The 17,923-nt window shown below is 41.3% G+C and carries 16 protein-coding genes; 6 read left to right on the top strand and 10 right to left on the bottom strand.

Features of this window, described 5'->3' with window-relative positions:
• Positions 1–4: 4 nt before the first annotated feature.
• The 10 genes from ICN22_RS03020 to ICN22_RS02975 form a co-directional block, all read right to left on the bottom strand.
• Positions 5–1,330 (bottom strand): glutamate-1-semialdehyde 2,1-aminomutase, encoded by a 1,326-nt coding sequence (locus ICN22_RS03020; protein ID WP_216168778.1) that lies wholly within the window; start codon positions 1,328–1,330, stop codon positions 5–7.
• A gap of 61 nt (positions 1,331–1,391) precedes the next feature.
• Complete coding sequence (locus ICN22_RS03015) at positions 1,392–2,411, bottom strand: N-acetylneuraminate synthase family protein (RefSeq protein ID WP_216168777.1); 1,020 nt, start codon at positions 2,409–2,411, stop codon at positions 1,392–1,394.
• Positions 2,412–2,434: 23 nt separating this feature from the next.
• Positions 2,435–3,301: an acyltransferase family protein gene (locus ICN22_RS03010; RefSeq protein WP_369411559.1), complete on the bottom strand. Its 867-nt coding sequence runs from the start codon at positions 3,299–3,301 to the stop codon at positions 2,435–2,437.
• A 171-nt stretch (positions 3,302–3,472) separates the two neighbouring features.
• Entirely contained in the window at positions 3,473–4,351 is an 879-nt protein-coding gene (locus ICN22_RS03005) for an aldo/keto reductase (RefSeq protein WP_369411557.1), read from the bottom strand.
• Positions 4,348–5,520 (bottom strand): UDP-4-amino-4,6-dideoxy-N-acetyl-beta-L-altrosamine transaminase, encoded by a 1,173-nt coding sequence (pseC, locus tag ICN22_RS03000; protein WP_216168775.1) that lies wholly within the window; start codon positions 5,518–5,520, stop codon positions 4,348–4,350. The genes ICN22_RS03005 and pseC overlap by 4 nt, the downstream gene beginning before the upstream one ends.
• On the bottom strand, positions 5,517–6,431 hold the full coding sequence (locus tag ICN22_RS02995; protein ID WP_216168774.1) for an SDR family oxidoreductase: 915 nt from the start codon (positions 6,429–6,431) through the stop codon (positions 5,517–5,519). The genes pseC and ICN22_RS02995 overlap by 4 nt, the downstream gene beginning before the upstream one ends.
• Positions 6,432–6,436: 5 nt before the next feature.
• Complete coding sequence (gene pseB, locus ICN22_RS02990) at positions 6,437–7,435, bottom strand: UDP-N-acetylglucosamine 4,6-dehydratase (inverting) (protein ID WP_216168773.1); 999 nt, start codon at positions 7,433–7,435, stop codon at positions 6,437–6,439.
• A 17-nt stretch (positions 7,436–7,452) separates the two neighbouring features.
• On the bottom strand, positions 7,453–9,138 hold the full coding sequence (locus tag ICN22_RS02985) for an ABC transporter ATP-binding protein (RefSeq protein WP_216168772.1): 1,686 nt from the start codon (positions 9,136–9,138) through the stop codon (positions 7,453–7,455).
• A gap of 229 nt (positions 9,139–9,367) precedes the next feature.
• Complete coding sequence (locus ICN22_RS02980) at positions 9,368–10,627, bottom strand: hypothetical protein (RefSeq protein WP_216168771.1); 1,260 nt, start codon at positions 10,625–10,627, stop codon at positions 9,368–9,370.
• Positions 10,628–10,807: 180 nt separating this feature from the next.
• Entirely contained in the window at positions 10,808–12,202 is a 1,395-nt protein-coding gene (locus tag ICN22_RS02975) for a hypothetical protein (protein WP_216168770.1), read from the bottom strand.
• Positions 12,203–12,388: 186 nt separating this feature from the next.
• Between ICN22_RS02975 and ICN22_RS02970 the strand changes: the two genes are divergently transcribed.
• The 6 genes from ICN22_RS02970 (at position 12,389) to ICN22_RS02945 (ending at position 17,922) form a co-directional block, all read left to right on the top strand.
• Positions 12,389–13,834, top strand: a complete 1,446-nt coding sequence (locus ICN22_RS02970; protein WP_216168769.1) for an acyltransferase family protein — start codon at positions 12,389–12,391, stop codon at positions 13,832–13,834.
• Positions 13,834–14,256: an SGNH hydrolase domain-containing protein gene (locus ICN22_RS02965; RefSeq protein ID WP_216168768.1), complete on the top strand. Its 423-nt coding sequence runs from the start codon at positions 13,834–13,836 to the stop codon at positions 14,254–14,256. Before ICN22_RS02970 ends, ICN22_RS02965 begins: the two co-directional genes overlap by 1 nt.
• A gap of 109 nt (positions 14,257–14,365) precedes the next feature.
• Positions 14,366–16,096, top strand: coding sequence for a glycosyltransferase family protein (locus ICN22_RS02960; protein ID WP_216168767.1), 1,731 nt, complete (start codon positions 14,366–14,368; stop codon positions 16,094–16,096).
• A gap of 51 nt (positions 16,097–16,147) precedes the next feature.
• The gene (locus ICN22_RS02955; RefSeq protein ID WP_216168766.1) at positions 16,148–16,579 is read left to right on the top strand and encodes a GtrA family protein; all 432 of its coding nucleotides are present in this window, start codon (positions 16,148–16,150) and stop codon (positions 16,577–16,579) included.
• A 48-nt stretch (positions 16,580–16,627) separates the two neighbouring features.
• Positions 16,628–17,329: a glycosyltransferase family 2 protein gene (locus ICN22_RS02950; RefSeq protein ID WP_216168765.1), complete on the top strand. Its 702-nt coding sequence runs from the start codon at positions 16,628–16,630 to the stop codon at positions 17,327–17,329.
• Positions 17,326–17,922 carry a phosphatidylinositol-specific phospholipase C/glycerophosphodiester phosphodiesterase family protein gene (locus ICN22_RS02945; RefSeq protein ID WP_216168764.1) on the top strand — a complete coding sequence of 199 codons (597 nt, stop codon included), beginning with the start codon at positions 17,326–17,328 and terminating at the stop codon, positions 17,920–17,922. Before ICN22_RS02950 ends, ICN22_RS02945 begins: the two co-directional genes overlap by 4 nt.
• Position 17,923 lies beyond the last annotated feature (1 nt).

The following is a 17,923-nucleotide window of genomic DNA, read 5'->3' as shown; positions in this document are numbered from 1 at the left end:
CTCTTTAATTTTCTTTTCTAAAGACTGGTTTAATTATTGCTCCCTGCACTGCAGCTAACATTCCTTGATTTTCTGCAGCTTTTTTCATTTCAATTAATGAGTCCTCTATTATTTTTAAAGCCGTGATTATTTCAGCCTCAGTATGAGAGTAGCTTATGCTGATATATGGTATTAATAACCCCCTTTGGGCTGATTCTTGTAGGAAAAGAGTTCTAGCAATGGGGGAAATTGCACCAGTTTCATCCCTAAATATCAGTCCAGTTTTGCATGGATAACCAATTACATCTATATACCGCTCTACATCGAGCCGCGCTGCAATTTCTCGAACACCAGATTGAAAAAGACTTCCTAGCTGCCAAATATGGTTAATAACATTTTTTTCTTGAAATTCACGTATCGTAGATTTTGCTGCAGCTAATCCATGAGTCTCACCACCATGGGTTGTCGAGAGTAAAAACATACGTTTTTGTTTTCCCTCGATAGCGCCTAAGGACATAATGTCTCTCTGTCCAACCAATGCACTACAAGAAAATCCATTTGCCATCCCCTTTCCAAACGCTGAAAGATGGGGTGTAACACCAGCAAGATTTTGTGCGCCACCAATATTAAAACGAAAACCGGAAACAACTTCATCAAAAATTAGAATACTTCCATTTTTCTCACATAGTAATTTTACTTTCTGAAGAAAATTATCTTCAGGCTCAATCATTGATAGAGGCTCAAAAATTACTCCAGCAATTTGGTATGGGTACTCATCAAATAATCTTTCTAAACTACCAATATCGTTATATTTAAACTGTAATGTCAGTTCACGCACCTCATCAGGAACCCCTGAATGCAGTATGGTGCTGCCAATGAACCAGTCATCTATAGAGTTAAATGCATCATCTTGACATCTTGCAATATATTTTCGAGAAGTATATGCGCGCGCTAATTTAACGGCACTAGTTGTCGCATCTGAGCCATGCTTTGCAAACTTCACCATCTCAGCGCTAGGTATAATATCTATAAGTAATTCAGCAACCTCTGCTTCAATTGCTGTTGGCCTAAGGAAATTTACGCCTTTTTCAAGCTCCCTTGTTACAGATTGCAATACTGGATCGTACGCATGGCCTAAACTGACAGATCCCAACGACATAGCAAAATCTAACCATTTATTGCCATCCACATCCCAAATATAACAACCCTTGCCTCGATCGATTATTTTAGGTGCATTAGCAGGAAATTGATCATCTCCTTTGCTATAAGTATGCGCTCCACCAGGGATCAGTTTTTTCGCTTTATTGGATAAAGCTCTACCTATTTCTAGGTTAATTTTATTAGTCGTCATAATGTAAAAACCATAGAAGTATAGAGCGTAAGTGCAAATACAAAATATTACCTAACTTTACTTAAGTAATATCGTCAATCAGTATTGGTTGATTTATTTGTACACCATTCTTAATCACTTTATTGTACGCAAAGGACAAATCCATAACGGCCATATCGGCTGGTGACCGCTTCAAAACTACATCACTTGGAGAGATAATATTGCCAGCATGCATATTTCTTGAGGCAACCACATGACGCCGAATTTTTATCCTGTATTCCTGCTCACTAATACTCATACCGAAATCCTCGACATGACTTGATGCCCCAATGGCAGAATAGCACCCTCGTATAGTTTGAGTAAATTCAAAAAATTCATCTGGATTTAAAGCAGACTCATGATCCTCTAATTTCATTACCCTTCCCAGGGTCAAATGTTTTTCTATTATTATTGCGCCAGCCCCAATGGCAGTCGCCGCCAATGCATAGCTTAACTGGCTATTTTGCTCTGCATGGTCAGCAAATCCAATCGTAACCGTTTGACCTGAACTTTTAAATCTATTAACTAATAATGTAACTCTAGATATTTGATTATCTGGAGTAAGGGTTGGATATCCCTGAAACCCGAGGAGAACAATTACCTGCTTACTTGATAATATTTCTAAAGCCCTATCTACTTCAGCAAGATAAGCTCCTCCGGCACCCAATAGCACCTTTTCTATAGAGCTTTTGGCTACCTCATGTAGCAAACCAATATTCGCAATATCCGTTCCATGCAGCTTAATAGTTTTTACACCAATTTGCTCGGATAAACGAAGGCTTTGAATACCAAAAATATCAAGGTGGAGCTCAATTCCCAAATCTAAAGCCAAATGAACTAAATCTTGCCACACGTCAGTAGGCATTTCGAGAGATTTAAATAAACCATAATGCTCATAATCTGGTGTAGCTAATTCATCAGCGTATACCATCTGGAACTTAGCAGCGTTAGCGCCAGCTGCAGCAGCTGCCTTCATTAATAAGCGGGCTTGCTCTGGTTTGCCTTCAAAGCCCTGTGCTAATTCGGCGATAATTTGGATAGGCATTTTAGTTAATTCTCTCATAATATATTTTCAGCTAAAAATCATCAATGGCGTCTTATTTTCAAAGATGGTCTTTCTATTTGATAAGAACTTATGGTTGCTACTATTATCGTAAATAACAATATTACTATAGATATAATAAAAGGCTGCTCTTGAATATTATCTATAAATCTCATCAGCAAAGGATGCCATGCATATATTCCGTATGAAAGGGTACCTAAAAATCCAAATATTAAATAAGTTTTATTTTGACAAGCCACCCTCTGAATGCTGCTATGAGCAATTATGAGGATTAGTATTAAAGCATCAATTAAAAGGATTCCATAAGATGACCAATAAATCGAAGGATCCTTGTGATACAGATAATTGGTGAGAGTCAAAAAAACTATACTTAAAAGAATACAAAGTATTAAGCGAAAAATATTTGGCTTAATCTCATAGACTAAAGCACAGCCAATCATTCCAATAAAAAAATGGGGAAGATTGGATATGATGTTTCTCCCATCGTAATTCCATCCATACTTATTTACCAGAAAATATTGCAAGCCTACCAGCATTAGATACAATAATAGTCCAAGAATTAAACTTAATCTCCAATTAAATAAAGTAAATACAAGAACCAACACAGGGGCAATTAAATAAAATTGCCCCTCTATTCCCAGCGTCCAAAATACGCCATTTAAAATATAGCTGTGATTAAACTGTAACGCAAGAAACTGCGAGGGGAGATCTTTTAGTCCAAGTGGATTTGAGCCATTTATAGCATATTCCATAGCCCATGCAAACAATGCAACACAAAAGAATAATGGGTAAATTCTAAGGAATCGATTTATATAAAAAAATTTAAGGCTCTTAAAACTAAAAACATATCTCTTATGGATAAATCCATAAGAGATTACATAACCAGATATTCCAAAAAAAAATCCACACGGCTGTTCTGCCAGGCGTATTAATTAATGGTGAAATTTCATTGGCATGATAAGCCCCAAACCCATGCCAAAATACAACAAGGATAGCTGCTAACCCGCGAATGACCAGCAATAAATCCATTTTTCTTTCTAGCGATTTTCTGTAAATTAATTTTATTTAACTGAATTTAATGAGGACCAATTTGCTGGATTAATTAAATCTAAATCGGTAGAGTAAAACTCATCAGGTATAGCCAGAGCTGGTCTTTGTACTCCCTCTATGATCTCTAATAATTGATTTGTATTCTCAACTCCAACTAGGATGCGATCAATTTGGGGAAAGGAAGCAACAAAACCAAGGCAAGCTTGCAAAGCCGTTATATTCATGTCCTGTAACCATTCATGCCATCTTCTCCAAAGTGGTGACCATCGATCAAATTGATTAGGTCTTTTACCGTTCTCCATCAAAAGTAGGCCTTGAAGAAAAATTGATCGAACATGTAATTCAATCCCCAAAGATTTTAGGCGCGATGCCCAGCCGGAAAAAATGACTCGCTGATCAAATGGACTAAAAGGAATCTGCGCTAAATCAAAATTAAAACTTGGAAGAATTATTTCAAGTGATGCTGGGTCATATATAGAGATACCTATTTTATGAACAAGTCCATCTTTTTTCACTTGCTCCAAAGCACGATATAAATCTTCCCCATTTTTTTCAAGTAGCTGCTCTGGACGGTGCAATAGTAGCCCGTAGATCTGATCTACCCCTAGCCTTTGCAAAGACCCTTGAATAACCGATCTAACTTCTTCATAAATATTACTGGTATCGCTTGCAAATGCTGGTAGCTTGGAAATAATTTGCCAATTGGGTACCCCAATTCTCCCGAGACGCTCTTCGCAGTCTCCGTAAGCAATGGCAGTATCCAGGGTATTAATACCATGTGAACTAGCGATCTGTAGTATTTCTTTAACCTCAACTTCGCTAGGCTGCCCAATGCTATTAGCTACTCCATATTGCATCCCAAACTGGGCAGTTCCCAAGGCTAGCTTCACCCCACTAAATCCTTAAAAACAGTAACGATATATTCTTGCTGCGCGTCTGTTAAATCATAAAATAAGGGGATGCTTAGCGCCTCTTCATAGTAATTAATAGCACCTGGAAAGTCCTCTAAATTTAATCCCTGCTTTTGATAATAAGGCTGCATTGGAACTGGTATGTAATGCACCTGACTGCCAATATCCCTCTCTTTTAACTCCTTCATTAGCTGGGCTCTATTCATGCCAAGGGCGGTGAAATCGATCCTCAGGACATAAAGGTGATGTCCACTGAAGTCTCGTCCCATAGATTGTGCTGGCCAACAATTTTTAAAAACAGCAAATGCCTCATCATATTTTTTTGCCAAAATGCGGCGTCGTAATATAAATTGATCTAATTTTTTGAACTGCGAGAGTGCAAGCGCGCACTGCATTTCAGTGATACGGTAATGAAAGCCTAGCTCTTGCATTTCATAATACCAAGGATTGGCCTCTCCCTTAGTTTGGGCCTGAGAAGGTATTTCCAGAGCATCATCTAACTTATTGATACCGTGACTTCGTAATCTTAATAACTTACGATAGACAACCTCATCATTCGTAGTAATCATACCGCCTTCGCCCGCAGCAATAGCCTTTACTGGATGAAATGAAAAAATAGTCATTAGAGAGTGCAGGCAGGATCCAACCTTACCCCCATCAGGGTAACTCGCACCCAACGCATGTGCACCATCTTCAATAATGACCGCTCCAGCATTATCAGCTAGTAGCTTGATGGCAGTCATGTCACATGGCAATCCACCAAAATGAACTGGTATAACTGCCTTAGTATTTGGATTATTTTCTAAGGCTATTTTTAATGATTTAGGTGACATATTGATCGTTTGAGGATCAATATCGGCAAACGCAACATTTCCACCGGCATATAAACCGGCATTTGCACTAGCGACAAAGGTGATTGGGCTTGTAATTAAGGTTGAGCCAGGCCCAACTCCGGCTGCTATAGCAGCAAGGTGCATTCCAGCGGTCGCGCTAGATACTGCAACCGCATATCTAGAGCCGACATACCGCGCGATCTCCTGCTCAAATTGCTCAATGATTGGACCCTGAGTCAGAATGCCACTTCTTAAAACATTGACAACAGCTTGAATATCTTCTTCATCAATATGATGTTTTCCATAAGGGATCATAATTTTCCTAACTCCATTGCCATGCCATTTTCTTCTTGCTGGCGTAATCGAGAAAAATGATCGTCAATAGCGCCCAAATCCCTTCTCAAAAAATTAACAGTTTTTTTATTGCTCAGACTCATATCTAAGGGTCTTTTTACCAGTGAGGTTTGCTTAGTGATCTGCGTTGCTTTGATTAGAGCTTCATTTAGATCAAACTCTTTAGCCAGCCTTACTCCAAAATCAAACTTGGAAAGACGTTGTCCACCAACAACATTAAAAATTCCCCTGGCTTTCAAGGCAATTAAATCATGCGTTGCTTGTGCCAGAACCTCTGCAATAATGGGCGTGTAAAAAACATCATCAAATAATTCTATTTGCTTTTCTGCCCGTAGTGTACGAATAATAAAATCACTAAAAGATTGGCGATAGCTTGTTCCCCAGCCATAAAAATTAGTCCGAATTATCAAGGCTTCCGGGTTTTCTTCAAGAACCCTGAGCTCAGCTTCCGCTTTGGTACTTCCGTAAATGTTGATTGGGGATATTGGCAAATCCTCATCAGCACATGCATTGTAGCCAGGATATAAGTGGTCGGTAGAGATATGTACGAAAGGTACTTTAAACATGTAGCACACTTTCGCCATGTTGATGGCCAAAAGAACATTTAAGTGTCTAGCTAAGATTGGATCAGACTCACATTTTTCTATACTAGTCAGCCCTGCAGTATGAATAACAAATTTAGGCTTGATAACTTCAAATTGTTTTATAAGTCCATCTAATGACTCTAAACTGAGCTGAACCGCCGAAGTTCCAGCAAGACTAATTTTTTTCTGGTGCAGCCCTAAAGTGATGGAGTATCTATCTCTAAACGTACAAGCCCAATTCAAGGCAAGCAATCCCGACCCGCCAGTAATTAAGATTCCAGGCTTCATAAATACTAAATCGAACCCACTTTATTTTTATTTAAATTAATCCAATTTCTTAGATCTCCAACTGGCATCCAATTTACATTGTTGTCTGATGTGTAGGTAAAACCATCCGTAACCTTAGTTCCGTTTTTGATTCTGGAAGCGTCCAGGGACCAGCCATGAATCATCGGCAGTATTTTATAGTGCTCCTCGTACTCGTATGTATTAGGAGCGTCCTCTAAGCCAATCATCTGCTCGTGAATTTTCTCTCCTGGTCTAATTCCAATAATTTTATGACCAGCATCTGGAGCAACTGCTTTTGCAATATCTCCAATTGACATTGAAGGGATTTTTTTGACATAAATTTCCCCACCTTGCATGTCGTCAAAAGCGTGCCAAACTAGTTCCACTCCTTGCTCTAAGGTAATCATGAACCGCGTCATGCGAAGGTCTGTAATTGGCAATGTTCCAGATTCTGCGACCGACATGAAAAAAGGAATTACTGAACCTCTGGAACCCATGACATTACCATAACGCACTACCGAAAATCTAGTATTGTGAATACCGGCATAGGCGTTAGCTGCTACAAATAATTTATCAGAAGCGAGCTTAGTCGCGCCATACAAATTAATAGGGTTACTCGCCTTGTCAGTAGATAAAGCGATCACTTGTTTTATTCCTCGATCAATACAGACATCAATTAAATTCATGGCGCCATTAATATTGGTTTTGACGCATTCGAAAGGATTATATTCGGCAGTAGGTACAATCTTTGTGGCTGCAGCATGAACAACATAATCAATTCCATCTAATCCACGGGCTAACCTATCCCTATCTCGAACATCACCAATCATAAAAACTACTCTAGGGTCCCCAGAATATTTTTGCGCCATATCCCACTGCTTCATTTCATCGCGGGAGTATATAACCAATCGCTTAGGATTATATTTTTCCAATGTCATTGGTACAAATGTATTGCCAAATGAACCTGTACCACCAGTAATGAGAATTGATGAATTTTTTAACATAGTATTTTATAAATGCGCTAATGGGAGATACTTAACAGATCTGGATAACTATAAATACTTTCGATGCGGCCATGATTAAGCTTAACAATTTTTGAGCAATTTCTTAATGTAGTGATGCGATGCGCAACAATTAAAATTGTTAGATCCGCACTAAGATTATCTATCGCATCCATGACCGCTTCTTCGGTTTCATTATCTAAGGCGCTGGTTGCCTCGTCTAAGATAATCACATCTGCTTGCTTATACAGTGCGCGGGCAATACCGATCCGCTGGCGTTGACCGCCAGACAAACGGATTCCACGCTCACCTACCAATGTTTGATACCTGTTTGGCCAACTCTCAATACTCTGAGCAATTTGAGCCTGCCCAGCTGACTTAACAACTCGCTGACTATCAATGAGTTCTTTGGGAACGCCAAATGCTATATTTTCCTCAATGGTTCCATCAGACAAGAAAATAGCTTGTGGGACATGTGCAATGTGTGAGTGCCAAGAACGTTGATTTTTTAAAGTAATGCACTCTTTATCTACCTCTAATTGGCCATTAGTTGGAGGCAGTAAACCCATGATGACATCTAACAAAGTGCTCTTACCGCTTCCAGTGATACCAATGAAACCAACCCTACTGCCTTTAGTAATTTTTAAATCGAGCTCTTGGAATACCCACGGGGTAGTTTCGCTATAACGAAAGCTTAATTGATTTAGATAAATTTGATTTTGAAACTTGAGGGATTTAGAAGAAATCTCATCGATATGAGTAGGCAGCGGTTGATCTAATAAATCTAGCGCATCTTGAAGTGATGCTTGACTACCTTGGATGGTGGACCACGAAGCGTATGCCTGCTGCATTACTGGAAGTAAGCGCTGCGCACCTAAAGCAAATACACCTAATACGGGAATGACCTTTGCCACTCCATCTGATTCTTGGATTAAAGCGTATGCCAAGGATGCTATTAACACCATACCCAACGCCTCCATGCCATAGCGTGGACTTTGGGCTAAAAATTGGTTACTACCTTGGGCTTGGCGTAATTGCAAATCTGCCTTACGATAAGCTCGGCAATATACCTCTTGACTACCATCGATCAAGACATCCCGAATTCCACCCAAGCCTTCCTGCAAGGATTTAATTACTTGGGTAGATTCACGGGCAATGTTCTGACCATTTTTCGTCTTTTGCTTGCGCGTAAACCATGCAATAAAAGCATATATAAATCCAAATCCGATAAAAGTCAAAATAGCGATATCTGGATCCAAATAAAGCAAGGCGCTCAAAATACTAACTAACATCACACTGGAGCTTAAGAGAGTTAAAATTGGCATGATAGTAGTATAAATAACACCATTGGCCTTAATTGAAATGCCAGCAATCACTTCGCTACTGTTTCTAGAAACATGAACAGAATAAGTTTGATATAAAGTGCGTCGATAAATACCGATACTGAGATCGGAGCCTGCAGCAAATGAGAGACGCGTACTAGCCCACAACAACAACAAACGTATCGCTCCAGCCAAAAGAGCAGCTAGGCAAAAAAAGATAGTCAAAGGCAATAGTAATTGTTGGGGTGAGCTAAGCCCAATAGCTTTGATAAAAGGTTTAGCAGCGGCTGCATGAAAGACTTTTTCTGGCATAGTCAAGGCACCCAGAAAAGGCAAAGCACTACCAATACTGACAATTTCAACAAATGAAGAGAAAATAATCAAAACAAATAAACAATAAAGTTGTTTTCGCCGGCGATTGCTAATATGGTGCCATAACCTTTCAAGCGATCTGACTAGGGGTTTTATTTCAGAAGTCATCATTGGAATATATCCAAAATCGCCTGTAAAAACATTCTTTGATTAAATTTTCAATATAATTTTTGAGTCCGTTAATGCCCAGTATCGTACATTTACTTTATACCGATCTGATGAATTACTTGAACTCGGGTCTTCACTTAGCGGCGCCGCTATTAACGCTGGAAGCACTAGTCCACAGGCGCTGACCCAAGAGTAGTAAGACCATTAAAAAAAATCCGCCCGCCATTCCGCTTAAGGTACTTTTGATCATACCCCTCTTAGCGCCTAAAATAGGGGACGTATTGGTTTCTAAGCCCTTGGTAAAGCGGGCCTGAATAATTAATAATTGCGAGTGAATTTGATCTAAGATTTCTTGTTGCTTAGGATCATTATTGTTAATTTTGTTACGCAGCCTTGCCTCAATTCTAAGCAGTTCTTTACCTAAAACTAGGCCGTCAAAAGTGCTTAGTGCTAGAGGCATCGCCTCGTCGAGAAAGGATTTGGTTAAAGTAAACTGGGTCAAACGATCATCTAGCCTATTTAAGACTTCCTTAGACTGATTTATGTCGTTATTCGCAGCAATAATTTGTGTGGTGATAGAGAGATACTTTGCACCAGATTCTTTAGGGTCAACTACCTGTTGACCAACGCTAGAGTTGCAAGGGTAGCGCTTATATAAATCTTCCAAATACTTCAGTCGCTGTTGCTGGTACCCCATTTCAATTTTCGCTGTGGTGATCTTTTTTTGAATCTCCCCCGCAGCACTTATAAGCTCTCTTTCATAACTATTAAGCAAAGCGCGTATCTGTAGATAAGCTCCACCAGAGCATAAGAAGTTGGCAGCCCCCTTAACTGTATTAATTGCCCCCTCTTTACTCGCGCTATTAGCGCTGACTGCTAAACTCAGGATCATTGAACTAGCGCTATCAAATTCTTTACCGATCCCTACTAATTCTTTAGTGTCTGCCTTCGAAAGCGCATATCTGATTTTTATATTATTCTGCCACCATTCGTAATTAGCTAATATTTTATAAAGCCCTACTTGACCCTCGGGTACCTTGTCTTCTTCAACTATTTGAGTAGCTAAGTTAGGTAAGCTCCTTTGAATTATCTTCCAAGACAATAAATCGAGTCCGTAGGTGTTGGTGTTGGTGTTGGTGTTGGTGTTGGTGTTGGTGTTGGTGTTGGTGTTGGTGTTGGTGTTGGTGTTGGTGTCGCTGTTATTCAACAGGATAAGCTCTGCGGAATAAGTTGCCATGACAAACCAGCCTGATAAACCTAAAATCCCACCAACAATACTAGCAATGACTAGTTTTTTCCAAAATTCTTGCGCGAAATTGACGATATCTAGGAGAGATATTTCATTTTCAACTTTCTGAGCATCTTGCTTTATGGGAGCTTGAACTTGCATCATAATTTTCAATCGTAATAAATTTACTTTGTTATTGTAACTTTTTAAGATAGTTCTCCATTATTACTTGTTATTTATTCTTAGTGGATCCGAACACTCTAACAATGATGGCTAATCTACACGGGCACCACCAGTAATCAATATCCCCAATAGATTTTGCCTCTAAAAATACTTACTGAAGTTTTACGAAGGTGGCATTTTAGGATCTCTGTTTATGAGCGTTAATCCGCCAGCCCAACAGATCCAAAAGACCAGAGTAGCAAAGCTGACTGTGGCGGAGACCTCGGTTGTCACCCAGAGCAGGAGATTTGCCGTCAAAGACCAAAATATCAGTACCCTCCATGGATCAAGAACTGTCCTGCTCAGCCAAATGACACCCGCCATGGCCCCTAAGATACAAAAGAAGCCTGGGAAGCCCACCGCCAAGATGACATCGAGCCAGCCACTGTGGCTATGCGAGAGGTTGGGGCTCGCTTCAGGCCACTTGGCTTTGGCCATTTTTTTGAAAGAATCCTCCACCAATCCATACCCTAAGGGGGTTTGCAGTGCCAGTTGTACCCCTACTTTAAACCAGGCGGCCCGCTCGTAAGTAGTGGCTGAGACTATGGTTCCAAACTCATTATTCGGATAACCTTGAGCGCCTGCGAACTTCCATTGTTGATACTTATCAAGCTGGAAGGCAACCTTAGTGTCGGCTATTAATGTTCTCCAAGTCTGATTTTTCTGAATATGCGGGTAAAGAGCAGTTACCAAGATCGCCGTTCCAGCAATAACCACTAGAGTCTTACGCCACCAATATCCTGGGTACCCAACAAAAAGAAAGGTAGCAAATAGTGCCATGCAAAGGGTTGCGTAGGCCATGCCATTTTTGATATCTTGGATATAAAAGAGAAATAGGGTTGCCGCAATGATGCCTAAATAGACTGTTAACGATACATATTGCCTTAACTTGAGAAGCTTATGACCCGTTAAAAGGGAGCTAATCTGCCCTAGGGAAATCGCTAGGGCAGGTAGGCAGAAGGCGACATAATCAGTTTTGGGGACGTAGTAAGTAGTTGATCCAAAGTAGATTTGTAAATAAGGCGGGGTTTGGATGCCCAAGGAGGGTCCGTAGGTTGTTAAGGTGTATTTAAGCAGATAGGTGAGTACGGGTAGGCATAACCCCAAGTAAATGGCCGGCCAAAATGGTGGCTTAGGGTCTTTGAGGGTGGCATTTACCAGCGAAAGCCCAAGTCCCAAGGCAAAAATACCCCCTAAAGCAGCGTATTTCCAGATGCGATTGAATTCTAATAGCTGTAGGGCGTAGTCCTGAGATAGGAAGAACAGGTGAAAGGTCGCCCAAGCAAACAATCCAACTATTAACCAGATTGGGATAGCCCTTCTTTGGAGAAAGTAGGCTCGATACTTATAAATGGGGTAGAGGCCGGCCAAGGCGCCAACGACTAAGGCGGTATTTCGAAATCCCACGATTTCTGGGAGGATCCAGAAGCAATAAAGCACCATAAAAGCGATGCACTGAACCCAAATTAAGGGTTTTGGGATATGAATGGGAGGGTTTGAGGGGGAGATTTCTGGCATTTTATGATTTGGACTGCATTTATTCTAATCTCTATATCTATTCTTTAACACCGAAACTCTTTTCAGAGTCCGTTATGCTTTGGTTCACACCTTTTTTCCGCATTCGTTGATGTTCTTGATCCCAATTTTTCGCCACTCACACCCTTGGCCCTGCTGGCCCCGTTGACCACACTAAACCAAGCACCCATGACTCATCCATCTTACCGCACTGATATTGATGGTCTGCGTGCTATTGCCGTTTTATCGGTGGTGGGGTTTCATGCATTTGGCATTCAGGCCGGATTTATTGGGGTCGACATCTTTTTTGTCATTTCTGGGTATTTGATCTCATCCATTGTTTTTAGCGATCTGCAAAAAAATCAGCTTAGCGTGCTGGATTTTTATCGTCGTCGTATTAGGCGAATCTTCCCAGCCTTGCTCACCGTTTTACTGTTTTGCTTTGTTTTGGCTTGGTTTACCCTGCTCGCTGATGAATTCACAGACCTAAATAAACATATTGCTGCTGGCCTGGCTTTCACATCTAACCTCGTTTTGCTTGGGGAGAGTGGCTACTTTGACAGTGCATCTCACAACAAAATTTTGTTGCATCTTTGGTCTCTCGGTGTCGAGGAACAGTTTTATATTTTTTGGCCCTTGCTATTGCTGATTTTTTGGCGTTTGCGTCTTAAGCTGGGCATGCTACTTTGGGCGCCACTCCTTTGCTCTTTCCTTCTGAATGTCGCCCTCATTTACAGCTACCCCTCTGCCACTTTTTACTTACCCTTCACCCGTGTTTGGGAGTTGTTAATTGGCGCGGCATTAGCTTATAGGATCACCATCCAAAATAAACCGGTTCTATTGAGGGGTTCATCTAATCTCAATTCTTGGCTTGGGCTTGCCTTACTGATCATCGCCAATATATTTATTAATGATCGCAGTGCATTTCCGGGATGGTGGGCTTTGTTACCAACGCTCAGCGCCGCCTTATGGATTTCAGCAGGGCCATTGTCTTGGTTTAATAAGCATGTTTTAAGTAACCGAGTTCTAGTATGGTTTGGCCTCATTAGCTATCCGCTCTATCTCTGGCACTGGCCTTTGCTAACGTTTGCCAGAATCTTAGACGGTGGTCATCAGCCATCCAGCTTAGCTCGTATCTGCATGGTGCTACTAGCGATCCTCTTGGCATGGTCAACCTATCGCTTTATTGAAAAGCCGATCCGCTTCAATCAAAAAACCTTCTTTACACCAGCCCGTCTTTTTATTACCGGGATCGTATTCTTTTGCGTGAGCGGCTACGTTTATATTAATAGTGGACTTCCTAATAGAGCTGCAGCACAGCTAACGATTTTGAATGATGGTGATATTGGTCATGATGAATTTAGGACTTACCTGCATGCAAAACCAAACTATTGTGAATACAAAGATGCCACACCTAGTGCATGTGGAGAAAAATTCTCATCCTTCAAAAGAATCATTGCCGTTGTAGGTGATAGCCATGCTGAACATATTTTGCTAGGCATAACCGATGCAATGCCAGAAGTGGCATTTATGCTGTTTGATACTAATCAAACATTACCTTTTGTCAGTAGCGCCCTATCCAATCATTTTTTGATGTCATCGATAGCGACTCAAAAATCGATACGGTCGTATTAGTGGCTTACTGGCATTTGCGAAAAGGCTTAATTGAACCTGGCAGTAGCTACCTACAAGAAATTATTCCCACGGCCCAAAAGCTATCAAGTCACAGCAAGAAAGTATTTCTAGTAGATGGCACACCCAACTTTAGTTTCTTGCCCACCAAATGCAAATACGATTGGCCTTTTCTGCGCGAACAGCAATGCGCCGAGGCAAACCTATTTGCAAAACAATATTCGCAATACTTTTCAGATTTTCATGAGGCAGAGAAGGTGGCGCCAATAAAACTGATTAGGCTGATGCCACTCTTTTGCGATGGTGATATTTGCACAATGGCAAAAGACGGAAAACTTTTCTTTAGAGACGATAACCATCTAAGTATCAATGGCTCACGCTACATTACACCTATGTTAGTTGATGCTTTAATTCTTTCTCAATAGTCTATTCTGATGGCAAAAACGTCATATTTTTAGCTTAAGCAATTTATAATTAAAAGAATTGATCGAAGTCAATCACCGGATCAGTACTACTTAGATTCATAGGATATTTGTGCAAATCGTTATTCCCATGTCAGGCTTTGGCGAGCGCTTTCGTCGCGCTGGATATGCTGTTCCTAAGCCCTTAATTGAGGTTGATGGCAAACCCATTATTGGGCATGTAATTGACATGTTTCCTGGAGAAACGGATTTCATCTTTATTTGCATTGAAGATCACTTGGCTAATCCTGATTATCGGATGGCAGAGATTCTTCATGAGCTTTGCCCCACTGGGCGTATTGTTGGTATTCCGGCTCACAAACTAGGTCCAATTCATGCAGTTTGCCAAGTTGAGCACTTATTAGATCCTGCCCGCCCTGTCGTTGTTAATTACTGCGATTTCACCTGTTATTGGAACTGGAATCACTTTAAGTCTTTTGTTGCGGAAACTGGCTGTGCGGGTGCTATACCTGCATATAAGGGGTTTCATCCTCATACATTAGGCACCACCAACTACGCCTATATTAAAGAAGCTGCCGGTGAAAATTCAGGGCAAGTAGGTAGTGACGATATTGGCGTTGCTAGTAGTCGTAGCGCCTGGGCATTGGATATTCAAGAGAAGCAGCCATACACCGATAATCGGATGGAGGAGTTTGCCTCTAGCGGAACTTATTACTTTGCAAGTGCAAAGATCATGAGTGATGCGTTTAAGCAAACCATGGATCAAAATATTAATGTTTGTGGTGAATACTATGTCAGCCTAGCTTACAAGCCCATGTTTGCTCAAGGTGACAAAGTGGCGGTTTACCCACTACAGCATTTCATGCAATGGGGCACACCTAATGACCTCAATGAGTACAACTCTTGGTCTGATACCTTTAAGCGCTTAATCAATCCAGATATGGCATCTACTCCTGCTGGATCTCTAGTGATCCCAATGGCGGGTATGGGCAAACGTTTTGCTGATGAAGGCTACATACTCACCAAGCCTCTCATTCCTGTTTCAGGCAAGGCAATGGCAATTCAGGCTATGGAGGATTTGCCCAAATCCAAATATCAGTCCCTGATTCTTCGCTCTGACATGCCAGGCTTAGCAGACATTCAAAAAGAAATTCAAGAGTACTTCCCCAATTCAGTTATGGCACTAGTTCCACAAGTCACTGACGGTCAGGCATGTACCGCCCTGATTGGCTTGGATGCTCTTGAGGAATTCGTTACTTGCGATGAGCCTGACGACTTATCGCCCATTACCTTTGGTGCATGCGATAACGGAGTGCTCTTTAATCAAACCGCATATCAAGCACTCATTAATAATCCAGAAGTTGATGTGATTGTCTGGGGTGCACGCGGCCACACCAATGCCGTGCGCAAGCCACAGATGTTTGGCTGGATTGATGCCAATACTGATGGACGCATCAATACCATTTCTGTAAAAACACCATTGGCATCACCCGCAAGCGATCCCATCGTCATCGGCACTTTTACCTTTAAAAAGCCCAATGATGCAAGACGCGCAATCGATACCCTCATTGCTCGCAATGGCCGAATCAATGGTGAGTTTTACCTAGACTCCTGCATTAATGACGCTATTGGACTAGGGCTACGTTGTCATTTATTTGAGGTAGATAGCTTCATCTCTTGGGGTACCCCAAACGATCTCAAAACCTTTGAGTATTGGCAATCTTGCTTTCATAAGTGGCCACACCACCCTTATCGCTTAGAGCTAGATTCTCGAGTAGAGCACTCCGCTCTAGAGGGCCTATCTCAGCGCTATGCCGCAAGCACTCCACAACTTCCACAATAAGTATTGTTTAGATATTGTCTTGCTTAATTACTTAGTTAATCCTTTAATCAAATGACCGCACCCATCAAACGTGAACTAGGCATTTTTTTAATCGTTGGCCTATTAACGGTTGGAATTGATTTTTTAATCTATCGCGGCTTTATTTATCTACAACCATTTGGTCTGGATAGTATCAATATTGCTAAAGGCTTTAGCTTTATTAGTGGAACTATATTTGCTTACTTTGCCAATCGCTTTTGGACTTTCAATCAACAAACTACAGGCGCTGGTAGCGTCTTTAGATTCGTGATGGTTTACATCCTAGGCTTAATCGCTAATATTGCGATCAATTACATATGTATCGAATGGTTTAGTAGCCCCACTCTTGCCATGGAATACACCCTCTTGGTTGCCTTCATCCTAGCAACTGGCGTATCTGCCGCATTGAATTTTATTGGCATGAAATTTTTTGTCTTTACCGATCGCAAGATTATTAAATCCTAAGCACATTTAATCACTTAATCACTCAATCCTCTAATACTTTCGACTCTCGTGAAACTATCTCTCATCATCCCCTGCTATAACGAAGCTGCTAATTTGCCCCTGCTCTTAGATCGTTGCGCTTTCCTTGGTGGAAATCACGATATTGAAGTTATTCTGGTAGACAACGGTTCTACCGACAATAGCCCCGAAGTATTGCAAGGTCTTTTGCCTACCTACCCACACTGCCGTAGCGTTCGCGTTCCCGTTAATCAAGGTTATGGCTATGGCATTTTGTCTGGGTTACGCGCTGCGACTGGTGAGCTATTGGCTTGGACGCATGCAGACATGCAAACCGATCCTAAAGATATTTTGCGAGGAATCGCAATATTTGAGAAGCATGGAAGCAACAATATCTACGTCAAAGGCCAGAGAATCAAACGCCCCCTGGCAGACGTTTTCTTTACCATAGGCATGAGTGTGTTTGAAACCCTATTGTTACAAACTCGGCTTTGGGACATTAATGCCCAACCCAATATGTTTTCTAGGAGCTTTTTTGAGTCCTGGGAGAACCCTCCGCACGATTTTTCTCTCGATTTGTATGCTTATTTCACAGCTCGAGCTCAGGGTCTGCCGGTTTACCGCTTTCCCGTAGAATTTGGAGAGCGGGCTCATGGCGTCTCTCACTGGAATATCAATTGGGCCGCCAAAATGAAATTTATCCGCAGAACCATTGACTTTAGTTTTGAGCTGAAAAAAAGGCTGTCTAAATGAACTTCATTTCTCATCGACGCAATACTATTGAGGAGCTTAAAGCAACTCCAACTGAGTATGGCGTTGAAGTAGATATTCGCTCAGACAATGGGAAATTAGTAATCCATCACGATCCTTTTGCTTCAGGAGATGATTTTGAGGAATGGATCAAGCACTATCAGCATGGCACTCTCATTCTTAATGTCAAAGAAGAGGGCTTAGAGGCGCGCCTGATTGATTTAATGAAGCAATGTGGCATTGATGACTACTTCTTCTTGGATCAATCTTTTCCATTTCTCATTAAATGGTCAAAACTGGGTGAACGTCGTTGCGCAGTGCGCGTATCTGAGCTCGAGTCGGTTGAAACCGCTCTTACCCTTGCTGGAAAAATTGACTGGGTGTGGGTTGATTGCTTTACTAAGTTCCCACTCAGTGGTGAAGAGGCTCAGCGCCTGCAAAATGCTGGCTTCAAACTTTGCCTTGTTTCTCCAGAACTGCAAGGTCGTCCTGCGGAAACTACTATCCCTGAATTAGCAAAACTACTTGCTGAGCGTCAGATTACGGCCGATGCTATTTGCACCAAAAAACCTGAGATCTGGAAAGACTGTCTATAAA

Source organism: Polynucleobacter bastaniensis, assembly GCF_018882205.1.
Classification (GTDB): Bacteria; Pseudomonadota; Gammaproteobacteria; order Burkholderiales; family Burkholderiaceae; genus Polynucleobacter; species Polynucleobacter bastaniensis.
Note: the sequence above shows the minus strand (reverse complement) of the source record. Positions and strands in the feature narration are given on the sequence as shown.